The sequence below is a fragment of the Pseudomonas sp. FG43 genome (assembly GCF_057809175.1).
The window spans coordinates 47,215-66,210 of the sequence record NZ_JBMDJL010000011.1; the positions used below are offsets into that span (position 1 = coordinate 47,215).

Sequence of the window (18,996 nt, forward strand, 5' to 3'; positions counted from 1 at the left end):
GACGCTTCACAGTTCCGGTCCCATGGAGAAGTGCAGACGAATCCCGCCGTCATCGTCCAGCGCACGGGCCAGATCCAGACGCAACGGCCCGACCGGTGAAACCCAGCGCACACCGAAGCCTACGCCGGTCTTCATGCTCGGCAGCTCAAGGTTATTGAAGGAGTTGCCCTGATCGACAAAAGTCGCCAGACGCCACTTTTCGGCGATGGAATATTGATACTCGACGCTGCCAGCCACCATGTAGCGGCCGCCGATACGATCGCCATCGGAGTTGGTCGGCGACAGGGTCTGATAGTCGTAACCGCGAACGCTCTGGTCACCACCGGCAAAAAAACGCAGCGACGGCGGGATGGACTTGTAGCCATTGGTGAGGTTGCCCCCGAACTGCACACGCCCAAGAAAACGGTGATTCTGCGCCACAGTGGTCAGGCCCTTGAGCAACACGTTGCCATGGAACAGGTTGGCGTCGGACATCACGCCCTCCTTGGCCACCTGAGCATCGAACTGCAGTCGGTAGCCGTGGCTTGGGTCGATGCGATTGTCACTGCGCAGGAACGAATAACTGATACCGGGCATCAGCAAGGTGCTCAGGCCACTGTCATCGCCCAGTCGGTACTCTTCACGCTGCCACTTGAGGGAAACCACCCGCTCCCAGCCGCTGGGCAACTTGCTGTGCCATTCAGGGCCGACCGTGAGCAGCTTGCTGAGGCTGTCGGTGCCCGCGATTTCTTCATATTGATAGCCACCGGCAAAACGCAGCTTGTCGGTCAGCGGTGGATCGAGCGGCACGTCGTACCACAGGCCCACGTTCTGCCGAGGTGCAGACAGCTCCGTTTCAAAGCCATAACTGTGCCCTTGGGGATTGGCCCAGTGACGAGTCCAGTTGGCCTTGCCCCGCGGCCCGACGTCAGTGGAAAAGCCCAGCCCAAGCCCCATGGTGCGCGGTTTGCGGGTTTCCAGTTGCACGGTCACCGGGATGACTTGCCCAACGGCGGCAGTCGGTGCAGCGTCCACACGGACACCCTCGAAATAACCGCTGGCCTGCATGGCCTGGTTGAGTTCGGCGATCAGTTGCGAGTCATAGGGTGTGTTTTCCTTGAACGGCACCATGCGCTTGAGCAGGTCATCGTCGAGGGGCGAGTCACCACTGAACACCACTTTGCCCAGTGAGTAGCGCGGACCGCTGTCATAGACCAGATCGATGTCCGCCACCCCGGCCCGCGGATCTATCGCCAGACGTTGGCTGGTGAAGCGTCCGCTGAAAAAGCCGTAGCGCGATGCCTGATTCTGGATCAGACGCTTGGCGTCTTCGTAATGACCATGGTTAAGCACCGCACCCGGCGCCAGCGCCTGGCTTTTCGGAACCTGAAAAGCCTTCAGGGAAGCAGCCGGCCCGTCGATGCGCACCGTCACATTGCGCAGGCGGATCGGCTCACCCGGCTGGATATTGATGACCAGCTTCGGGTCCTTGTCGCCTGTCACCTGACTGTCGATTCGAGCCTGATAGTAGCCCAGCGCCTGGGCCGCCTTCTGCGCCTGCTCTTCGGCACCCAGGCTGAAGTGTTGCAAGGCTTCGGCGTCACGCTCGCCAAGGCTGCCCACATATCCTTCGACGTTGGCTTTGAGTTCCGGATTCGCGGGCTTGATCCTGACATCCAGGCTGGCTTGGGCAAGGGCCGTTGCACTCAAGGACATCAGCAGCACGCTACTGAGCGTTGTTAAAAACTTCATATGGGCACGGATGCTAACACGACCGACGGGGTGCGCTGGAACACGTCAATAAGTCGAACTTTCAATCCCTTACGTCATTACAGGCGGTAAAACCTGAGGATATGATCAGAAAAAAGCCTGCTTTCGGACAGGCCCCACAATTATTTCGGCTATTTCTACAAAGCCCTGGCGCCAAGGCAACGCACGGATGAGAGTGGATGGCGCCAGTACAGTTCCAGCAATCCATCCAGCGTAGCAGCCGACGGCATGCTGGCCGTAAATCAGCGGGTCGGCTAGCATCGCTTCTTTGCATGAATCCAGGACTGCCGCTTTATGAAAATTGTCTCGTTCAACATCAACGGTCTGCGTGCCCGACCGCATCAGCTGGCGGCGCTGATCGAAAAACATCAGCCTGACGTGATTGGTCTGCAGGAAACAAAAGTCTCCGATGAGCAGTTCCCCCAGGCCGAAATCGAAGCCCTTGGCTACCACGTCCACTTCCATGGCCAGAAAGGCCATTACGGTGTCGCCCTGCTCTCGCGCAATATGCCGCTGGCCCTGCACAAGGGTTTCGAGGGCGATGACGAAGAGGCACAGAAGCGTTTCATCTGGGGCACCTACGCCGACAGCAATGGCCAGCCGGTCACCATCATGAACGGCTACTTCCCTCAGGGTGAAAGCCGCGACCACCCCACCAAGTTTCCCGCCAAGCAACGCTTTTACAGCGACTTGCAGGCGCTGCTGGAAAACCGGTTCAGTAATGATCAGCCACTGATCGTCATGGGCGATGTGAATATTTCTCCTCAGGACTGCGATATCGGTATCGGCCCGGATAATGCCAAGCGCTGGCTGAAAACCGGTAAATGCAGCTTCCTGCCGGAAGAACGCGAATGGATGGAACGTCTGAAGAACTGGGGCCTGGTCGACAGCTTCCGCCACCTGAACCCGGAAGTGGCCGATCAGTTCAGCTGGTTCGACTACCGCAGCCGCGGCTTTGAGGACAGCCCCAAGCGCGGTCTGCGAATCGACCTGATCATGACCTCCACCGGCCTGCAACCGCGCATCAAGGCCGCCGGTGTGGACTACGAATTGCGCGGCATGGAAAAACCTTCGGATCACGCACCGATCTGGCTTGAATTGAGCTGACAAATGCCGCGATGCCGGCTTGCAAGACAAGTCGGCTCACGCAAATCCTGTCCCCCCATCAACCGTCATATTTCAGCAATCTATCTGTCTTATTCTGCCGACACTTTCCGCAATACAAGGTGACGCAGATGCTGCGCGCTCTGCTTTCCGCACTGGCGATCTCTTGCGCCATCCTGCCCGGCATGACCCAGGCAGCGTTGCCCGTTCCGGCGGATGGTCGCCCGGCCCTGCGCATCCAGGGCTCCAACACCATCGATGCGCAACTGGGACCCGAACTGGTCGAAGGCCTGATGCGCCAGCAAGGCCTGCAATCACTGCAAACATTGCCCGGAGCCCAGCAAAACGAAGCCCGCGTGACAGGCATGACGGCTGCCGGGCAGTCCGTCATCACAGAAATTGCCGCTCATGGCTCAGGCACCGGATTCAGTGCCCTTAAGGCTGGCAGTGCCGATATTGCCGCGTCTTCGCGGCCGATCAAGGATCAGGAAGCACTGGATCTGGCGAATCTTGGCGATCTGAAAAGCCCTGAAGGCGAGCAAGTGATCGCCATCGACGGCGTGGCGGTCATCCTGCATCCGGGCAATCCGCTGCGTCAGCTCTCCACCCTGGAACTGGCGCGCATCTTTTCGGGGGAAGTTCAGGACTGGGAAGAAGTCGGCGGCAAGGCCGGAGCGATCCATCTGTATGTGCGCGATGAGAAATCCGGCACGTATGAAACCTTCAAGGAACTGGTCCTGGCCAGAAACGGCAAGACACTGTCGCGTCAGGCCAAGCGCTTCGAGTCCAGCGAGCAGTTGTCCGATGAAGTCAGCAAGGATCGCAACGCAATTGGCTTCATCGGCCTGCCCTATGTGCGTCATGCCAAGGCCGTGGCGGTTGCCGACGGTGATTCAAAAGCGATGCTCCCGACTGTCAGCCTGATTGCGACCGAGGATTACCCGCTCTCAAGGCGCCTGTATCTGTACGTTCCGCCCAAGGTGAAGCATGAATGGGCTCAGGCACTGGTTCAGTTTGCGCAAAGCGCCGAAGGCCAGGACATCGTGGCCCGCAACGGTTTTGTAGCGCAGACCGTTCAGGCCATGAAAGTCCAGGCCACAGCGCAGATGCCCGAGGACTATCAGGCATTGACCCGTCAGGCCGAGCGCCTGTCGGTCAACTTCCGCTTTGCCCAGGGCAGCGCCCGGCTCGACAACAAGGCGAAACTCGACTTGAGGCGCGTGGTGGACTACCTGAAAACCCACGAAAAGCTGAATCAGCAAGTCACTCTGGTAGGGTTTGGTGACGCCAAGAATGACTCGGCGCGAGCCACACTGCTTTCCCGGCTGCGCGCCATGGCGGTACGCCGGGAACTGCAGAAAAACGGCGTGACCTTCCGTGAAATACTGGGCTTTGGCGATGAAATGCCAGTCGCGGGCAACGACGCCGACGATGGCCGGATCAAGAATCGGCGGGTTGAAGTCTGGGTGAACTGAACCCGCGCCCCGGCACACTCACTTCTGCGGCAAGTACTTGCCCAGCTCGAACTTGCCGATTGCCGCACGGTGTACTTCGTCCGGGCCGTCAGCCAGGCGCAGAGTGCGCTGCATGGCATACATGTAAGCCAACGGAAAGTCATTGGAAACCCCGGCGCCGCCATGCATCTGGATGGCACGGTCAATGACTTTCAGAGCCACGTTCGGTGCAACCACCTTGATCTGGGCAATCTCGCTCCTGGCCACCTTGTTGCCCACGGTATCCATCATGTAAGCGGCCTTGAGGGTCAGCAGGCGCGCCATATCGATCTCCATGCGCGAATCCGCGATCCTGTCGATATTGCCGCCCAACAGGCCCAGCGGCTTGCCGAATGCAACGCGACTGGACGCTCGCTGGCACATCAACTCCAGGGCACGCTCGGCCATGCCGATCGAACGCATGCAGTGGTGGATACGCCCCGGCCCCAGACGGCCCTGAGCAATTTCAAAACCACGCCCCTCGCCCAACAAGACATTGCCGTAAGGCACGCGGACATTCTCGAACAGCACCTCGGCATGACCATGAGGCGCATCGTCATAGCCAAAGACCGGTAACGGCCGCACGATTTTCACGCCGGGCGTGTCCGCAGGCACCAGAATCATGGAGTGCTGCTGATGACGCGGGCCGTCGGGACTGGTCAGGCCCATGAAGATCAGGATCTTGCAGCGAGGGTCACAGGCACCCGAGGTCCACCACTTGCGGCCGTTGATGACCCACTCGTCGCCATCGCGCTCGGCGCGGGCCGCCATGTTGGTCGCATCCGAGGAAGCCACATCGGGCTCGGTCATGGCGAATGCCGAACGGATCTCACCGCGCAGCAGAGGCTCCAGCCATTGCTGCTTCTGCTCTTGGGTCGCGTAGCGGACCAGCACTTCCATATTGCCGGTGTCCGGAGCCGAGCAGTTGAAGGGCTCAGGCCCGAGCAGCGAGCGACCCATGATTTCTGCCAGGGGCGCGTACTCAAGATTGGTCAGGCCCGCACCCAGCTTCGACTCGGGCAGGAACAGGTTCCACAAGCCTTGTTCTTTGGCCCTGGCCTTGAGCTCTTCCATGATTGCCGTGGGCTGCCAGCGGTCACCTTCCGCCACCTGGCGCTCGAACACAGGTTCAGCGGGATAGACGTAAGTGTCCATGAATGCAGTGACACGCTCGCGCAGTTCCTGCACTTTCGGGGAATAGGCAAAGTCCATGGGCAGCTACCTTCTCAAGGGAATCGAGGTCATGGAAGGATGCTAAAGAACCCATCGGCATTTATCTAATCTATTCTCGGCGTATATAAACATTCATAACCAATATATGATCGAGCCACGCTGCGGCATAAGCAGTGATCCTACAAGAACGACAAGAGGCGCCCTCCAATGAACCTGAGCAAGGTTGATCTCAATCTTTTCATTGTCTTCGACGCCATTTATACCGAAGCCAATCTGACACGAGCCGGCCAGATCGTTGGCATTACCCAGCCTGCGGTATCCAATGCATTGGCGCGACTGCGTGAAACCTTCAACGACCCGTTGTTCGTGCGTACGGCCCAAGGCATGGTGCCTACCCCCATGGCCCAGAACATCATCGGCCCGGTCCGCAATGCCTTGTCACTGCTGCGTGTGTCGGTGCAGGAAAGCCGCATCTTCAATCCGTTGCAGGCCATCAAGAATTACCGCATCAGCATGACCGACCTGACCGAAGCGGTGATCCTGCCCCTGCTGTTCCAGCGCTTACGTCGTCAGGCACCGGCGGTGACCATCGAAAGCTTCCTGTCAAAGCGTCGCGAAACCACCAAGGAACTGGCTGCCGGTCGCCTGGACTTTGCTGTCGATGCACCACTCAATACCGACCCGCAAGTGCGTCACGTCAAGCTGATGGAAGACAAATACGTCTGCGCCATGCGCAAGGGCCACCCTATGGCTGGCAAGACAACCCTGAGCCTGGATGATTATCTGGCACAGGCACACATTCATATTTCCAGCCGCCGCAGTGGCCTGGGGCATGTGGACCTGGCACTGGGCAAGATGGGTATCCAGCGCAAGATCGCATTGCGCTCCCAGCACTATTTGATGGCAACTCAGGTGCTCCAGCAGACCGATATGGTCATGACTGTGCCCGAACGTTTTTCCCGCCGTCACGATCTGCACTACGTTTGCTTGCCCGTCAGTGATGTGCCTGCGGTCGAAACCCATCTTTACTGGCATGAAAGCACTGACCAGGACCCGGCCAATCGCTGGATGCGCGAGCAGCTTATTGAGCTGTGCCAGCGGGTAACGGCGCAGGAAAACAACCCAGAAAGAGAATTAACAATATAACTCAAAATACTGATAAATATTGGTTTTTATCTTTAAGTTAAAGCTATTTCTAGCTTTAACTTCGCCATCTCACAGCGGCACTGGCTTGACGTATACGTCAAGCCAGCCTTAGGTTACCCCAAAGGTTTCCCCGCCGAGCAAAGCCATGACCAGCCCGACCTACAGCATCTCCGACCTCGCCCGCGAACTGGACATCACCACCCGCGCCATTCGCTTTTACGAGGAGCAAGGCATGCTGAGCCCCGAAAGACGGGGCCTTGAACGCATCTACTCCGCCCGCGACAAAGTCACCCTCAAGCTGATCCTGCGTGGCAAGCGCATTGGTTTCTCACTTGCCGAATGCAAGGAGTTGATCGAGTTGTATGACCCCCACGGCGGCAATCACAAGCAATTGCACACCATGCTAGGCAAGATCGAAGAGCGTCGCGGCCAGCTGGAGCAGCAACTTCTGGACATCCAGCAGATGCAGCTGGAGCTGGATACGGCAGAGGAACGCTGCCGCGCCGCACTGGATAAAACCCTTTCAGATCAATTATCTGAATGATAAACCTCGACAAAATATGAGGTCCAAGCGCCATGCATTTACCTCAACGTGTTCGTCTGGTGGAGGTAGGCCCCAGAGATGGCCTGCAAAACGAAGCACGCCCGGTCGGCCTCACTGACAAGGTGCAACTGATCGAAGACCTGGCAACGGCAGGACTGAAACATATCGAGACCGGCAGCTTCGTATCGCCCAGATGGGTGCCGCAGATGGCCGACTCCGCCGAAGTCTTTGCCCGTCTTCATCGCCTGCCCGATGTCACCTATTCAGCCCTGACACCCAACCTCAAAGGTTTCGAGGATGCACTGGCGGCCGGCGTTCGGGAGGTAGCGGTATTTGCCTCAGCCTCCGAAGCCTTTTCACAGCGCAATATCAATTGCTCCATCAGTGAAAGCCTGGAACGTTTTCTGCCAGTGATGGCCGCGGCCCACCTGCATGGCATTGCGGTGCGAGGCTATGTCTCGTGCGTGCTGGGCTGCCCTTATGAGGGCAAGGTTTCGCCCCGGCAGGTTTCGTCCGTGGCCAACGAACTGATCGCCATGGGCTGCTACGAAGTTTCTCTGGGCGACACTATCGGCACCGGCACGCCAGGCGCTACCCGGGAACTGTTCAACGCGGTCGCCGGGCAGATTCCCCGCGGCAAACTCGCCGGGCATTTCCATGACACCTATGGCCAGGCATTGGCCAATATCTACGCCAGCCTGCTGGAGGGAATCGGGGTATTCGACAGCTCGGTCGCCGGACTTGGCGGCTGCCCTTACGCCAAGGGCGCCAGCGGCAATGTCGCAACGGAGGATGTGCTGTATATGCTCGGCGGCCTGGGTATCGACACCGGTATCGATCTGGACCTGCTGATCACTGCTGGTCAGCGAATCTGTACGGTGCTGGAACGCCGAAACGGATCGAAAGTGGCCCTGGCCCGCCTGCACATCTGAGAAAGGTCATTGGTCGGCGAGCCGGTGCGACAACTTGTCACAGAGTGTTACCCTCACCACTGATCAGTTCAGTGAAAACGGGTAACACGGAAACATTCAGAGACTGACGGGCCAGCCCATCAGCCTCCGGAATCCCGCCAAAGCCCCGGCTTTAAAGGGCTTCATAAAAACTGGCACGGGTTCTGCTATATCTCTTGTACAACAAGAACAAGAAAACGCAGCAATCCAATAAAAACAATATGTATCGGCTCTGACATAACAAGAACAACACGGACAGAGGCGCAGCTAACAGATTTTTTTGGAGTGGATAGCTTTTCAGAGGCCCTTGTAACCAAGGGTGCTCGCAACCGGACAGAGAATAATAAAACTACCTTCAGGTAGCTCCAGTACTGGTTGGATCGACAAGATAAAAGCCACATCAGCGCTCAAAAAAATACGTTTGCTCTTGATCCCGAATGGGGATCGCTCAAAAAAGATGTGAAGGGCCAGGTCGCCAAAAACAATAAAAGGCCTCCCGAAAAACAAAAAAGAGCATGCAAAGAAACCTTGAAGGGGAGCCCAGGCTCCCCTTCGTGCTTTCCGGCATTCAGCATCGCCACCCTCCTCCTTTCCCTCGCAACGCTTCGACATTGACACTTTGGCAGTTACAGGCTTACGTTAACGTAAAGGTCATAGACAATCCGCCAAAAATAAAACTGGAGCGCTATTCATGATCTACCCCAGCCTGAACTTCGCCCTGGGCGAAACCATCGACATGCTGCGCGACCAGCTTCAGTCCTTTGTCGCATCCGAACTCTCTCCTCGTGCCGCGCAGATCGACAGGGACAACCTGTTCCCGGCCGATATGTGGCGCAAGTTCGGGGAAATGGGCCTCCTGGGCATCACGGTCAGCGAGGAATATGGCGGCGCAGGTCTTGGCTACCTGGCCCATGTGGTCGCCATGGAAGAAATCAGCCGCGGGTCGGCCTCGGTCGCCCTCTCCTATGGCGCGCACTCGAACCTGTGTGTCAACCAGATCAATCGCAATGGCACCCCGGCGCAGAAAGCCCGCTATCTGCCCGCATTGATCAGTGGCGAACATGTCGGTGCCCTGGCCATGAGCGAGCCCAATGCCGGCTCCGACGTGGTTTCGATGAAGCTTCGGGCCGAGCGGCATAGCGACCGCTTCGTACTCAATGGCAGCAAGACCTGGATCACCAACGGCCCGGACGCCAACACCTATGTGATCTACGCCAAGACCGACCCGGAACAAGCTGCACATGGCATCAGTGCCTTTATCGTCGAGCGCGACTGGAAAGGTTTCACCCGCAGCAACAAGTTCGACAAGCTCGGCATGCGTGGCTCAAATACCTGCGAGCTGTTTTTCGATGATGTGGAAATCCCGGAAGAAAACCTGCTGGGGCCGCTCAATGGTGGCGTGAAAGTATTGATGAGCGGCCTGGATTACGAGCGCGTCGTGCTGTCTGGCGGCCCGACCGGGATCATGCAGGCCTGCATGGATGTGGTATTGCCCTATATCCACGACCGCAAGCAGTTCGGCCAGAGCATTGGCGAATTTCAGCTCATTCAGGGCAAGGTCGCTGACATGTACACCCAGCTCAATGCCAGCCGCGCCTATCTGTATGCGGTCGCCCAGGCCTGCGACCGAGGCGAGACCACCCGCAAGGATGCCGCCGGGATCATTCTCTACAGCGCCGAGCGGGCGACACAAATGGCGCTGGATACCATCCAGATTCTGGGCGGCAACGGTTACATCAATGAATTCCCGGCCGGTCGCCTGCTGCGCGACGCCAAGCTGTACGAGATCGGTGCGGGCACCAGTGAAATCCGGCGCATGCTGATTGGCCGCGAACTGTTCAACGAGACCCGCTGACTTCCGGAGTGTTTCATGGCCATTCTGACCAGCCGAATCAATACGCGCTCCCCCGAATTCGCCAGCAACCATGCGGCCCTGCTGGAGCAGGTCAATGAGTTGCGCCGTCTGCTGGCCAAGGTTCATGAGGGTGGCGGCAGCAAGGCACAGGAACGCCACACTTCCCGAGGCAAACTGTTACCTCGCGAGCGCATCAACCGCTTGCTGGACCTTGGCTCGCCGTTTCTGGAAATCGGGCAACTGGCGGCCCATACCGTCTATGACGAAGAGGTGCCGGCTGCCGGAGTGATCGCAGGCATTGGCCGGGTTGAGGGCGTGGAATGCATGATTGTCGCCAATGACGCAACGGTCAAAGGCGGCTCGTACTACCCGTTAACCGTCAAAAAGCACCTGCGCGCTCAGGCCATCGCCCAGCAGAATCGCCTGCCCTGCATTTATCTGGTGGATTCGGGTGGTGCCAACCTACCTCGTCAGGATGAAGTGTTTCCGGATCGCGAACACTTCGGGCGGATCTTTTTCAATCAGGCCAACATGAGTGCCATGGGCATCCCGCAGATTGCCGTGGTCATGGGTTCCTGCACGGCTGGCGGTGCCTATGTGCCCGCCATGGCCGACGAAGCGATCATGGTGCGTCAACAGGCCACGATCTTCCTGGCCGGGCCGCCACTGGTAAAGGCTGCCACCGGCGAAGTGGTGAGTGCTGAAGACCTGGGCGGCGCGGATGTGCATTGCCGGACCTCCGGGGTGGCCGATCACTATGCCGAGAATGATGAACACGCCCTTGAACTGGCCCGCCGCAGTGTCGCCAACCTCAACTGGCGCAAGCAGGGCCAACTGAACATCACCACGCCCATTGCGCCCTTGTATGCCAGCGACGAGTTGTATGGCGTGATTCCGATCGAAGCCAAGCAGCCCTTCGATGTACGCGAAGTCATTGCGCGGCTGGTGGACGGCTCGGTACTGGATGAATTCAAGGCCTTGTTCGGTACCACGCTGGTCTGCGGCTTTGCCCGGCTGCATGGCTATCCTGTCGCGATCCTCGCCAATAACGGCATCCTGTTCGCCGAAGCCGCGCAGAAAGGCGCGCACTTTATCGAGCTGGCCTGTCAGCGCGGCATCCCGCTGCTGTTCCTGCAAAACATCACCGGTTTCATGGTCGGCCAGAAATACGAAAGCGGCGGCATTGCCAAGCACGGCGCCAAACTGGTGACCGCTGTAGCCTGCGCCAGAGTACCCAAGTTCACGGTGATCATCGGCGGCAGCTTCGGGGCCGGGAACTATGGCATGTGCGGTCGCGCCTATGACCCGCGCTTCCTGTGGATGTGGCCCAACGCCCGGATCGGTGTAATGGGCGGCGAACAGGCTGCAGGCGTGCTGGTGCAGGTCAAGCGTGAACAGGCCGAACGCAGCGGCCAGACCTTCAGCGAACAGCAACAGACCGAACTGAAACAGCCGATCCTCGATCAGTACGAGCATCAGGGGCACCCTTACTACTCCAGCGCCCGCCTCTGGGACGACGGCGTCATCGACCCGGCCCAGACCCGCGACATTCTGGCCCTGGCGCTTTCGGCCTCGCTCAACGCGCCCATCGAACCCACTACTTTCGGCCTGTTTCGCATGTAACCAGGGGATAGACCATGACGCCCTTCACCACCGTGACCCTGATCGACGACCCACGCGGCTTTGCCACTCTCTGGCTCAATCGCCCGGAAAAGCACAACGCCTTCAATGCGCAGATGATTCGCGAACTGATCCTGGCCCTGGATGAGGTGCAGGCCAATGCCAGCCTGCGTTTCCTGCTGATTCGCGGCCATGGCAAACATTTCAGCGCGGGTGCCGACCTGAGCTGGATGCAACAGGCAGCGGATCTGGACTACAACACCAATCTGGACGATGCCCGGGAACTGGCCGAACTGATGTACAACCTGGCCAAACTGAAAATCCCCACGCTGGCCGTGGTCCAGGGCGCGGCATTTGGCGGCGCACTGGGCCTGATCAGTTGCTGCGATCTGGCGATTGGCGCGCAAGAGGCGCAGTTCTGCCTGTCAGAAGTACGGATCGGCCTGGCTCCTGCGGTCATCAGTCCGTTCGTGGTCAAGGCCATCGGCGAGCGTGCAGCGCGGCGTTACGCCCTTACCGCCGAGCGTTTCGATGGCTTGCGCGCACGAGAGATCGGCCTGCTTGCCGAGTGTTACCCGCTAGCGGAACTGGAGGGCGAAACCCAGCGCTGGATCAACAATCTGCTGCTCAACAGCCCCCACGCCATGCGCGCCAGCAAAGATTTGCTGCGCGAAGTCGGCAGCGGCGAACTGACGCCATCCCTGCGCCGTTACTGCGAAAGCGCCATTGCCAGGATTCGCACCAGTGCCGAAGGCCAGGAAGGTCTGCGGGCCTTTCTGGAAAAACGCCAACCCTATTGGCAGACACCTGCAGACAAACAGAAGGACTCGCAATCATGAATGCCCCGGCCAAGCCTGTTCTGACCACGCTGCTGGTTGCCAACCGGGGCGAAATCACCTGCCGCATCATGCGCACCGCCAAACAATTGGGGCTGACCACTGTCGCAGTCCACAGCGCCATCGACCGGGAAGCACGTCATAGCCGTGAAGCGGACATTCGGGTGGACCTTGGCGGGAGCAAGGCAGCAGAAAGCTACCTGCAAATCGAAAAACTGATCGCCGCCGCCCGATCCAGCGATGCCCAGGCAATTCATCCGGGTTATGGCTTTCTGTCCGAAAGCGCCGAATTTGCCCGCGCCGTTGAAAACGCCGGGCTGATCTTCATTGGCCCACCCGCTTCAGCCATCGAGGCCATGGGCAGCAAGTCCGCCGCCAAATCCTTGATGGAAGCTGCCGGCGTCCCGCTGGTGCCCGGCTATCATGGTGCCGCCCAGGATCTGGACACCTTCCGCGCTGCTGCCGAGCGGATCGGCTATCCCGTGCTGCTCAAGGCCACCGCAGGGGGCGGCGGCAAGGGCATGAAAGTTGTCGAGAAAGCCAGTGAGCTGGCCGAGGCACTGGCTTCGGCGCAACGTGAAGCTCAATCCTCGTTTGGCGACTCGCGGATGCTGGTGGAAAAGTACCTGCTCAGGCCGCGTCATATCGAGATTCAGGTTTTTGCCGACCAGCATGGCCATTGTCTCTATCTCAACGAACGCGACTGCTCGATACAGCGTCGCCACCAGAAAGTCGTCGAAGAAGCACCGGCTCCCGGCCTGAGCCCGCAATTGCGTCAGACCATGGGTGAAGCCGCCGTGCGGGCGGCACAGGCCATCGGTTATGTGGGCGCAGGTACCGTGGAGTTTCTGCTGGACTCACGGGGCGAGTTTTTCTTCATGGAGATGAACACCCGCTTGCAGGTCGAACATCCGGTCACCGAGTTCATCACCGGGCTTGACCTGGTGCAGTGGCAGATCCGCGTCGCTCGCGGCGAAACACTGCCACTCACCCAGGAACAAGTCCCACTGAACGGGCACGCCATCGAAGTGCGCCTGTATGCTGAAGATCCGGAAAACGATTTTCTGCCCGCAACCGGCACCCTCAACCTTTATCGTGAACCTCTTCCCCGCCACGGCCAGCGTATCGACAGCGGCGTGAGCGAAGGCGATAGCATCTCGCCGTTCTATGACCCCATGCTGGGCAAACTGATTGCCTGGGGCGAGAACCGGGAAGAAGCACGCCTGCGCCTGCTGACCATGCTCGATGAGTTTGCGGTGGGCGGCGTGAAAACCAACCTGACCTTTTTGCAACGCATCATTGGCCATCCGGCCTTTGCCGCCACCGAGCTTGATACCGGCTTTATCCCGCGCTATCAGGAACAATTGCTGCCGGCAGTCGATGAGCTGGCCGACGAGTTCTGGCAGGCCGCTGCCGAAGCCTTCATCCAGAGTGAGCCTTCACGGATTTGTGCGGCAGAGCCTTGCTCGCCATGGTCTGCAACCACGGGCTTGCGACTTGGGCTGCCCAGGCAGATCGACCTGCATTTGCAGTGCAAAGCCCGGACCAAGGTTGTCCAGCTACGCCACAGCAGCGAAACGCTGATGACATGGGCCGCAGACCGGTTGATCGTCGAGTGCAACGGTGTCCGTCATCAGCATCTGGCAATCCGCCAGGGCGATACGCTTTACCTCAAATGGCAAGGCGAAGTACACGCCATCAGGCGCATGGACCCCATCGCCGCCGTCAACGCCAGCCACACCCAGCAAGGCGGCTTTACCGCCCCCATGAACGGCAGCATCGTGCGGATACTGGTCGAGGAAGGCCAAACGGTTGAGGCAGGCGAACAGCTGGTGGTACTTGAGGCAATGAAAATGGAACACAGCATCCGTGCGGCGCAGGCAGGAGTCATTAGCGCCCTGCACTGCCGTGAAGGAGAAATGGTCGGTGAAGGAGCGTTGCTGGTGGAAATGCAGGATTCGTAGGGACGCGCTTGCCCACAAGGCTATCGCCCGGATCGGAAACCGGAATAACGGCAGGATTATTTATTTCAATGGATGCAGGAAAAACATTTGACTTGCAAATGATAATGATTATTATTGCATCAGCTGGTCGCGAGACTGGCGGATAACCCAGGAGTCTTAGGTCGACTCCCGGATTATCTCCTCATCAGGCTAATCACGGTTTTTGACCCGGCTTTTTGCCGGGTCTTTTTTTGGTTTTTTTTCGCTGCTTCAGGCTAATGAAGTCTTTATGTATCTGAATGGCGCGGATCATAGCAAAACAATATCGAACGGGGTCATAAATTTTAGCTCCAACTTTCATTAAAAATAGTAATTGTTGTCACTTTTCACTTGAGAATGATTCTCGTATTCACTAATCTGACCACCAGTCACGGATGACACCCCTCACCTCACAAGGATGATTTCCATGGAAGATCAGCGAGCGATACATCATGAGTAGCCAGCTCTCGCCTCTATTGCATCTGCCCACACGGCAGCCCGATGTTCCCGTAGCCCCGCATGCCGCCGAGCTGAGCCGCAGCCTGGGCAAACTCTCGCGCCGCCGCCAACGGATATTCCTGCTCAGCCGTCTTGATGGCATTTCCTACGCCGAGATCGCCGCTTTTCTGGAAATCGATCTGGAAAAGGTCGAGCGCGCCATGTTCCGGGTGCTGCAACATGCTCACAAACATGACGACAGCCCGGCAGACTTCCCCGGCGACCTGGCTCAGGAACAGGCCAACCGCTGGTATGTTCACCTGCAAAGCCCGGCCACCACTGCCAGCCAGCGCATCGAGTTCCGCCACTGGCTGGATGCCGATCCGGCACACCTTGCGGCCTTCCAGACCAGCGAACGCCTGTGGCGTCGCCTGCAAGCACCCGCCGCCCTGCTCGGCAGTTCAGGCTGGCATCGCCGCAAACGCCGCGCGTATCTGGGATGGTGTCTGTTCACCGCATTCGTATGCGGCCTGGTGATGACGGCCGAAGCGTTTTCCTGAGCCGCCGATAGCATTCAACTCGTCATAGAAGCTATCGAACGGTGTAAAGTACGGGCCTTACGCACACAGGAATACACCGTGGCCCTCACCATCCGTGCCGACTTCGACAGCGGCAATATTCAAGTCATCGATGCCAGCAATCCGGCCCGGATCGAACTGGCAATTGCGCCTGACACCCAAAGCGCCCATTTCCAGTGGTTCCACTTCAAGGTCGAGGGCCTGAATGTCGGCCAGCCACACGGCTTCAGCCTGACCAACGCCAGCGGGTCCACCTTCAATCGTGCCTGGAGCGGCTATAACGCCGTGGCCTCCTACGATCACAAGACCTGGTTTCGCGTCCCTTCCAGCTTCGATGGCAAGGCTCTGAACTTCAGTATTTCGCCCACCGCGCCGCAAATCTGGTTTGCCTATTTCGAGCCCTATAGCCGCGAGCGCCATGACTGGCTGATCGAGCAGGCGCTGGAAAAGGCAGGCGCCCGCCTGCTGGCGACCGGCAAGAGTGTCGAAGGCCGGGACATTCAACTTCTGCGCCATGGCAATGGCGATGAAGGCAAGCGCAAGGTATGGATGATTGCCCAGCAACATCCTGGCGAACACATGGCCGAGTGGTTCATGGAGGGCCTGATCGGACGCCTGCAAGAACAGGACGATCCGGTCATCAAGCAACTGCTGGACAGCGCGGATCTGTATCTGGTGCCAAACGTGAACCCGGACGGCGCATTTCATGGCCACTTGCGCACCAACGCGCAGGGCAACGATCTGAACCGCGCCTGGCAGAACAGCACCGCAGAAAAAAGTCCGGAAGTCTTTTTCATCCGCCAGCAGATGGAAAAATATGGCGTGGACATGTTCATCGATGTCCATGGCGATGAAGAAATTCCTTACGTCTTCACTGCCGCCTGCGAAGGCAATCCGGGCTACACCCCACAACAACAGCAACTGGAAGAACATTTCCGTCGCCGCCTCAGTGAAATCACCGTCGACTTCCAGACACGATATGGCTATCCCCGCAGCGCACCCGGCCAGGCCAATATGACTCTGGCCTGCAACAGCGTTGGCGAACGCTTCAAATGCTTGTCCCTGACCCTGGAGATGCCGTTCAAGGATAACGACAACGCCCCGGATGCCAATACAGGCTGGTCAGGCAAGCGTTCCGGCCAGTTGGCCAGGGATGTGCTGACCGTGACCGCAGAAATTGCGCCGACCTTGCGCTGACCACACAACTCGGTAGGAGCGAATTCATTCGCGAAAATGTGCACTTCATGCCGCTTTCGCGAATGAATTCGCTCCTACGCATGTGACTGAAAATTACCTATGCATACCCTTGAAGACCTACGTTCCGGCAAGCTGGCGGGCATCACACGACTCGACCTGTCCTGTGGCCTCACCGAGTTTCCACAGGAAATATTCGATCTGGCCGACTCGCTGCAAGTGCTCAATCTCAGCGGCAATGCCCTTGATCGCCTGCCCGATGACCTGAGCCGGCTCAAGCACCTGCAAGTACTGTTCGCATCCGACAACCCGTTCACCGAGTTGCCGGAGTGCATTGGTCAGTGCCAGCAGTTGCGCATCGTCGGTTTCAAGGCCAACCGGATCGGCCATGTTCTGGCCAAGGCACTGCCACCGCGCCTGCGCTGGCTGATTCTCACTGACAACCGGATTCCGTCGCTCCCGGAGGAACTGGGGCAGCGGCCTGAGCTGCAAAAACTGATGCTGGCGGGTAATCAACTGCGCAGCCTGCCTGCCAGCCTTGCCAATTGCCACCAACTGGAACTGATCCGCATTGCCGCCAACCAGCTTGTGGAACTGCCAGACTGGTTGCTTCGCCTGCCCGCTCTTGCCTGGCTGGCTTACGCAGGCAATCCGCTGTGCCCTGCACGCGAAGAGCAATCCATCCGGCAGATTCCATGGCCACAACTGAGCATTCAGCAACGTCTGGGTGAAGGTGCCTCCGGAGTTATCCAGCAAGGTGCGTGGCAGAACGAAAATGGCAACGAGCCGGTGGCCATCAAGCTCTACAAGGGCGATGTCACCAGTGACGGATCGCCGCACAATGAAATGGCGGCCTGTATCGCTGCGGGCAGTCACCCGAATCTGATCGAGGTCCTGGGCCAGGTTACCGGGCACCCGGACGAACAACTGGGTCTGGTGATGCAACTGATTGCGCCCGACTTCGCCAATCTCGCGGGGCCGCCTAGCCTGGAGTCCTGCACACGGGATATCTACCCGCCCCAGACTCGCTTCTCGCCCGCCACGCTGCTGCATCTGGCGGGCTCAATCGCCTCGGTCACAGCGCATCTGCATGCCTGCGGGATTACCCATGGCGATCTTTACGCCCACAACATTCTGCTGCGCAGCAATGGCGACAGCTTGCTGGGGGATTTTGGCGCAGCCTCATTCCACCCCTCCTTCGAGCAGGGCGTGGCGCTGGAGCGCATAGAAACACGGGCTTTCGGGATCTTGCTGGGGGAATTGCTGGAGCGTTGCGATACAAGGCCGCAGGACGGGCCGCTCATCGAGCGGTTGCAGGCGCTGCAAGAGCGATGCATGCACGCCGAAGTCGGGAAACGACCGGCACTGCAAGAGGTGTGTCAGCAGTTGCAAGCGTGGGCTGTCTGAAACAGCCCACGCAGCCTGATCAGCCTGCCAGACCTACATAAACGTTCTGCACGTCGTCATGGCTGTCGATCGCTTCAAGGAAGGCTTCGACTTCAGCCATCTGCTCGTCGCTCAAACCGTCGACGGTGCTTTTCGGGCGATAGCCCAGTTGCGCCGATTGCACGGTAAAACCGAACTCGGGCAATTTCTTGCACACGGCATCCATGTCGGTGGGCTCGGTCAGGAACAGGGTGGCGCCCTCTTCACCGGCTTCACAATCCTGAGCGCCCGCTTCGATGGCGGCTTCATCGGGATCGGCATCCGGCGAAACCGGTACGGCTTCGATCATGCCCTGATAGAGGAAATCCCAGGAAACCGAACCGGCAGCGCCCAGTTGCCCCTTGCGGAACAGCACGCGGATTTCCGAAACGGTGCGGTTGATGTTATCGGTCAGGCACTCGACGATGATCGGAACCCGGTGCGGGGCAAAGCCTTCGTAAGTCAGGCGCTCGAAGTTGACGCTTTCGCCCAGCAGGCCCGCGCCTTTCTTGATGGCACGCTCCAGGGTTTCACGAGGCATGGAGGCCTTTTTCGCCTGCTCGACCACCAGTCGCAGACGCGAGTTCATATCCGGATCGGCACCTGCGCGCGCAGCGATCATGATTTCCTTGGACAGCTTGCCAAAAACACGCCCCTTGGCGTTGGCTGCCGCTTCTTTATGCTTGACCTTCCACTGTGCGCCCATGTTTGCTCTCTTGATCCGATTGCGCCTTGCCGCCTGGCTTGCCAGGCAAGCAGGCCGCAGGAATGGCAAAGCGCTGAAAAATGGTTACCGATAATGACGCGCCTGAGACGCCGGGCGCATTTTATACGCGATGGCGCCATATGAAACCCCTGAATATGCGTCATTGATCGAACGACAGCTCTGCGTGGCTCTGAATTCCGTAC

General features: G+C 58.7%; 16 protein-coding genes. 12 read left to right on the plus strand and 4 right to left on the minus strand.

All coding sequences use genetic code 11. The features are described from left to right. Window positions 1–6 precede the first annotated feature (6 nt). A complete protein-coding gene (locus ACODS3_RS14670) occupies window positions 7–1,695 on the minus strand; it encodes an autotransporter assembly complex protein TamA (protein ID WP_489035055.1) in 1,689 nt (562 codons plus the stop codon). Window positions 1,696–2,043: 348 nt separating this feature from the next. Here ACODS3_RS14670 and xthA point away from each other — a divergent pair, with 348 nt between their 5' ends. Together xthA and ACODS3_RS14680 are read left to right on the plus strand one after the other, a co-directional pair. Next, the gene (gene xthA / locus ACODS3_RS14675) at window positions 2,044–2,856 is read left to right on the plus strand and encodes an exodeoxyribonuclease III (protein WP_201016988.1); all 813 of its coding nucleotides are present in this window, start codon (window positions 2,044–2,046) and stop codon (window positions 2,854–2,856) included. Between the two features lie 128 nt (window positions 2,857–2,984). Next, window positions 2,985–4,328, plus strand: coding sequence for a substrate-binding domain-containing protein (locus ACODS3_RS14680; protein ID WP_304574623.1), 1,344 nt, complete (start codon window positions 2,985–2,987; stop codon window positions 4,326–4,328). Window positions 4,329–4,346: 18 nt separating this feature from the next. On the opposite strand, the gene ACODS3_RS14685 is transcribed toward ACODS3_RS14680, so the two are convergent. Then, entirely contained in the window at window positions 4,347–5,558 is a 1,212-nt protein-coding gene (locus ACODS3_RS14685; protein WP_201016986.1) for an acyl-CoA dehydrogenase, read from the minus strand. Window positions 5,559–5,726: 168 nt separating this feature from the next. Here ACODS3_RS14685 and ACODS3_RS14690 point away from each other — a divergent pair, with 168 nt between their 5' ends. The 3 genes from ACODS3_RS14690 (at window position 5,727) to ACODS3_RS14700 (ending at window position 8,141) form a co-directional block, all read left to right on the plus strand. After that, window positions 5,727–6,665, plus strand: a complete 939-nt coding sequence (locus ACODS3_RS14690; RefSeq protein WP_489034938.1) for a LysR family transcriptional regulator — start codon at window positions 5,727–5,729, stop codon at window positions 6,663–6,665. Window positions 6,666–6,810: 145 nt separating this feature from the next. Next, window positions 6,811–7,209 (plus strand): MerR family transcriptional regulator, encoded by a 399-nt coding sequence (locus ACODS3_RS14695; protein ID WP_201016984.1) that lies wholly within the window; start codon window positions 6,811–6,813, stop codon window positions 7,207–7,209. Between the two features lie 32 nt (window positions 7,210–7,241). Then, entirely contained in the window at window positions 7,242–8,141 is a 900-nt protein-coding gene (locus ACODS3_RS14700; RefSeq protein ID WP_489034940.1) for a hydroxymethylglutaryl-CoA lyase, read from the plus strand. Window positions 8,142–8,456: 315 nt separating this feature from the next. On the opposite strand, the gene ACODS3_RS14705 is transcribed toward ACODS3_RS14700, so the two are convergent. After that, a complete protein-coding gene (locus ACODS3_RS14705; protein WP_322791246.1) occupies window positions 8,457–8,666 on the minus strand; it encodes a hypothetical protein in 210 nt (69 codons plus the stop codon). Window positions 8,667–8,850: 184 nt separating this feature from the next. On the opposite strand from ACODS3_RS14705, the gene ACODS3_RS14710 reads away from it, so the two are divergent. The 7 genes from ACODS3_RS14710 (at window position 8,851) to ACODS3_RS14740 (ending at window position 18,069) form a co-directional block, all read left to right on the plus strand. Continuing rightward, a complete protein-coding gene (locus ACODS3_RS14710) occupies window positions 8,851–10,014 on the plus strand; it encodes an isovaleryl-CoA dehydrogenase (RefSeq protein ID WP_201016982.1) in 1,164 nt (387 codons plus the stop codon). 15 nt (window positions 10,015–10,029) lie between these two features. Continuing rightward, a complete protein-coding gene (locus ACODS3_RS14715; RefSeq protein WP_489034942.1) occupies window positions 10,030–11,637 on the plus strand; it encodes a carboxyl transferase domain-containing protein in 1,608 nt (535 codons plus the stop codon). Window positions 11,638–11,651: 14 nt separating this feature from the next. Continuing rightward, entirely contained in the window at window positions 11,652–12,473 is an 822-nt protein-coding gene (locus ACODS3_RS14720) for a gamma-carboxygeranoyl-CoA hydratase (RefSeq protein WP_201016980.1), read from the plus strand. Next, entirely contained in the window at window positions 12,470–14,434 is a 1,965-nt protein-coding gene (locus ACODS3_RS14725) for an acetyl/propionyl/methylcrotonyl-CoA carboxylase subunit alpha (RefSeq protein WP_489034944.1), read from the plus strand. The genes ACODS3_RS14720 and ACODS3_RS14725 overlap by 4 nt, the downstream gene beginning before the upstream one ends. Before the next feature lie 470 nt (window positions 14,435–14,904). After that, window positions 14,905–15,450 carry a DUF4880 domain-containing protein gene (locus ACODS3_RS14730; protein ID WP_201000418.1) on the plus strand — a complete coding sequence of 182 codons (546 nt, stop codon included), beginning with the start codon at window positions 14,905–14,907 and terminating at the stop codon, window positions 15,448–15,450. Window positions 15,451–15,528: 78 nt separating this feature from the next. Continuing rightward, complete coding sequence (locus ACODS3_RS14735) at window positions 15,529–16,665, plus strand: M14 family metallopeptidase (protein ID WP_304574630.1); 1,137 nt, start codon at window positions 15,529–15,531, stop codon at window positions 16,663–16,665. A 99-nt stretch (window positions 16,666–16,764) separates the two neighbouring features. Beyond that, window positions 16,765–18,069 (plus strand): leucine-rich repeat-containing protein kinase family protein, encoded by a 1,305-nt coding sequence (locus ACODS3_RS14740; RefSeq protein ID WP_489034947.1) that lies wholly within the window; start codon window positions 16,765–16,767, stop codon window positions 18,067–18,069. 19 nt (window positions 18,070–18,088) lie between these two features. Here the strand turns inward: ACODS3_RS14740 and ACODS3_RS14745 are convergent, their stop codons facing one another. Further along, window positions 18,089–18,793 carry a YebC/PmpR family DNA-binding transcriptional regulator gene (locus tag ACODS3_RS14745; protein WP_489034948.1) on the minus strand — a complete coding sequence of 235 codons (705 nt, stop codon included), beginning with the start codon at window positions 18,791–18,793 and terminating at the stop codon, window positions 18,089–18,091. Window positions 18,794–18,996: the final 203 nt, after the last annotated feature.

Excerpts from the sequence above, each read along its gene's own strand:
- ACODS3_RS14685 (WP_201016986.1), bottom strand. The coding sequence starts at position 5,558 with ATGGACTTTGCCTATTCCCCGAAAGTGCAGGAACTGCGCGAGCGTGTC.
- xthA (WP_201016988.1), top strand. The coding sequence starts at position 2,044 with ATGAAAATTGTCTCGTTCAACATCAACGGTCTGCGTGCCCGACCGCAT.
- ACODS3_RS14725 (WP_489034944.1), top strand. The coding sequence starts at position 12,470 with ATGAATGCCCCGGCCAAGCCTGTTCTGACCACGCTGCTGGTTGCCAAC.
- ACODS3_RS14710 (WP_201016982.1), top strand. The coding sequence starts at position 8,851 with ATGATCTACCCCAGCCTGAACTTCGCCCTGGGCGAAACCATCGACATG.
- ACODS3_RS14720 (WP_201016980.1), top strand. The coding sequence starts at position 11,652 with ATGACGCCCTTCACCACCGTGACCCTGATCGACGACCCACGCGGCTTT.
- ACODS3_RS14740 (WP_489034947.1), top strand. The coding sequence starts at position 16,765 with ATGCATACCCTTGAAGACCTACGTTCCGGCAAGCTGGCGGGCATCACA.
- ACODS3_RS14690 (WP_489034938.1), top strand. The coding sequence starts at position 5,727 with ATGAACCTGAGCAAGGTTGATCTCAATCTTTTCATTGTCTTCGACGCC.
- ACODS3_RS14680 (WP_304574623.1), top strand. The coding sequence starts at position 2,985 with ATGCTGCGCGCTCTGCTTTCCGCACTGGCGATCTCTTGCGCCATCCTG.
- ACODS3_RS14695 (WP_201016984.1), top strand. The coding sequence starts at position 6,811 with ATGACCAGCCCGACCTACAGCATCTCCGACCTCGCCCGCGAACTGGAC.
- ACODS3_RS14715 (WP_489034942.1), top strand. The coding sequence starts at position 10,030 with ATGGCCATTCTGACCAGCCGAATCAATACGCGCTCCCCCGAATTCGCC.
- ACODS3_RS14700 (WP_489034940.1), top strand. The coding sequence starts at position 7,242 with ATGCATTTACCTCAACGTGTTCGTCTGGTGGAGGTAGGCCCCAGAGAT.
- ACODS3_RS14670 (WP_489035055.1), bottom strand. The coding sequence starts at position 1,695 with ATGTCCTTGAGTGCAACGGCCCTTGCCCAAGCCAGCCTGGATGTCAGG.
- ACODS3_RS14730 (WP_201000418.1), top strand. The coding sequence starts at position 14,905 with ATGAGTAGCCAGCTCTCGCCTCTATTGCATCTGCCCACACGGCAGCCC.
- ACODS3_RS14745 (WP_489034948.1), bottom strand. The coding sequence starts at position 18,793 with ATGGGCGCACAGTGGAAGGTCAAGCATAAAGAAGCGGCAGCCAACGCC.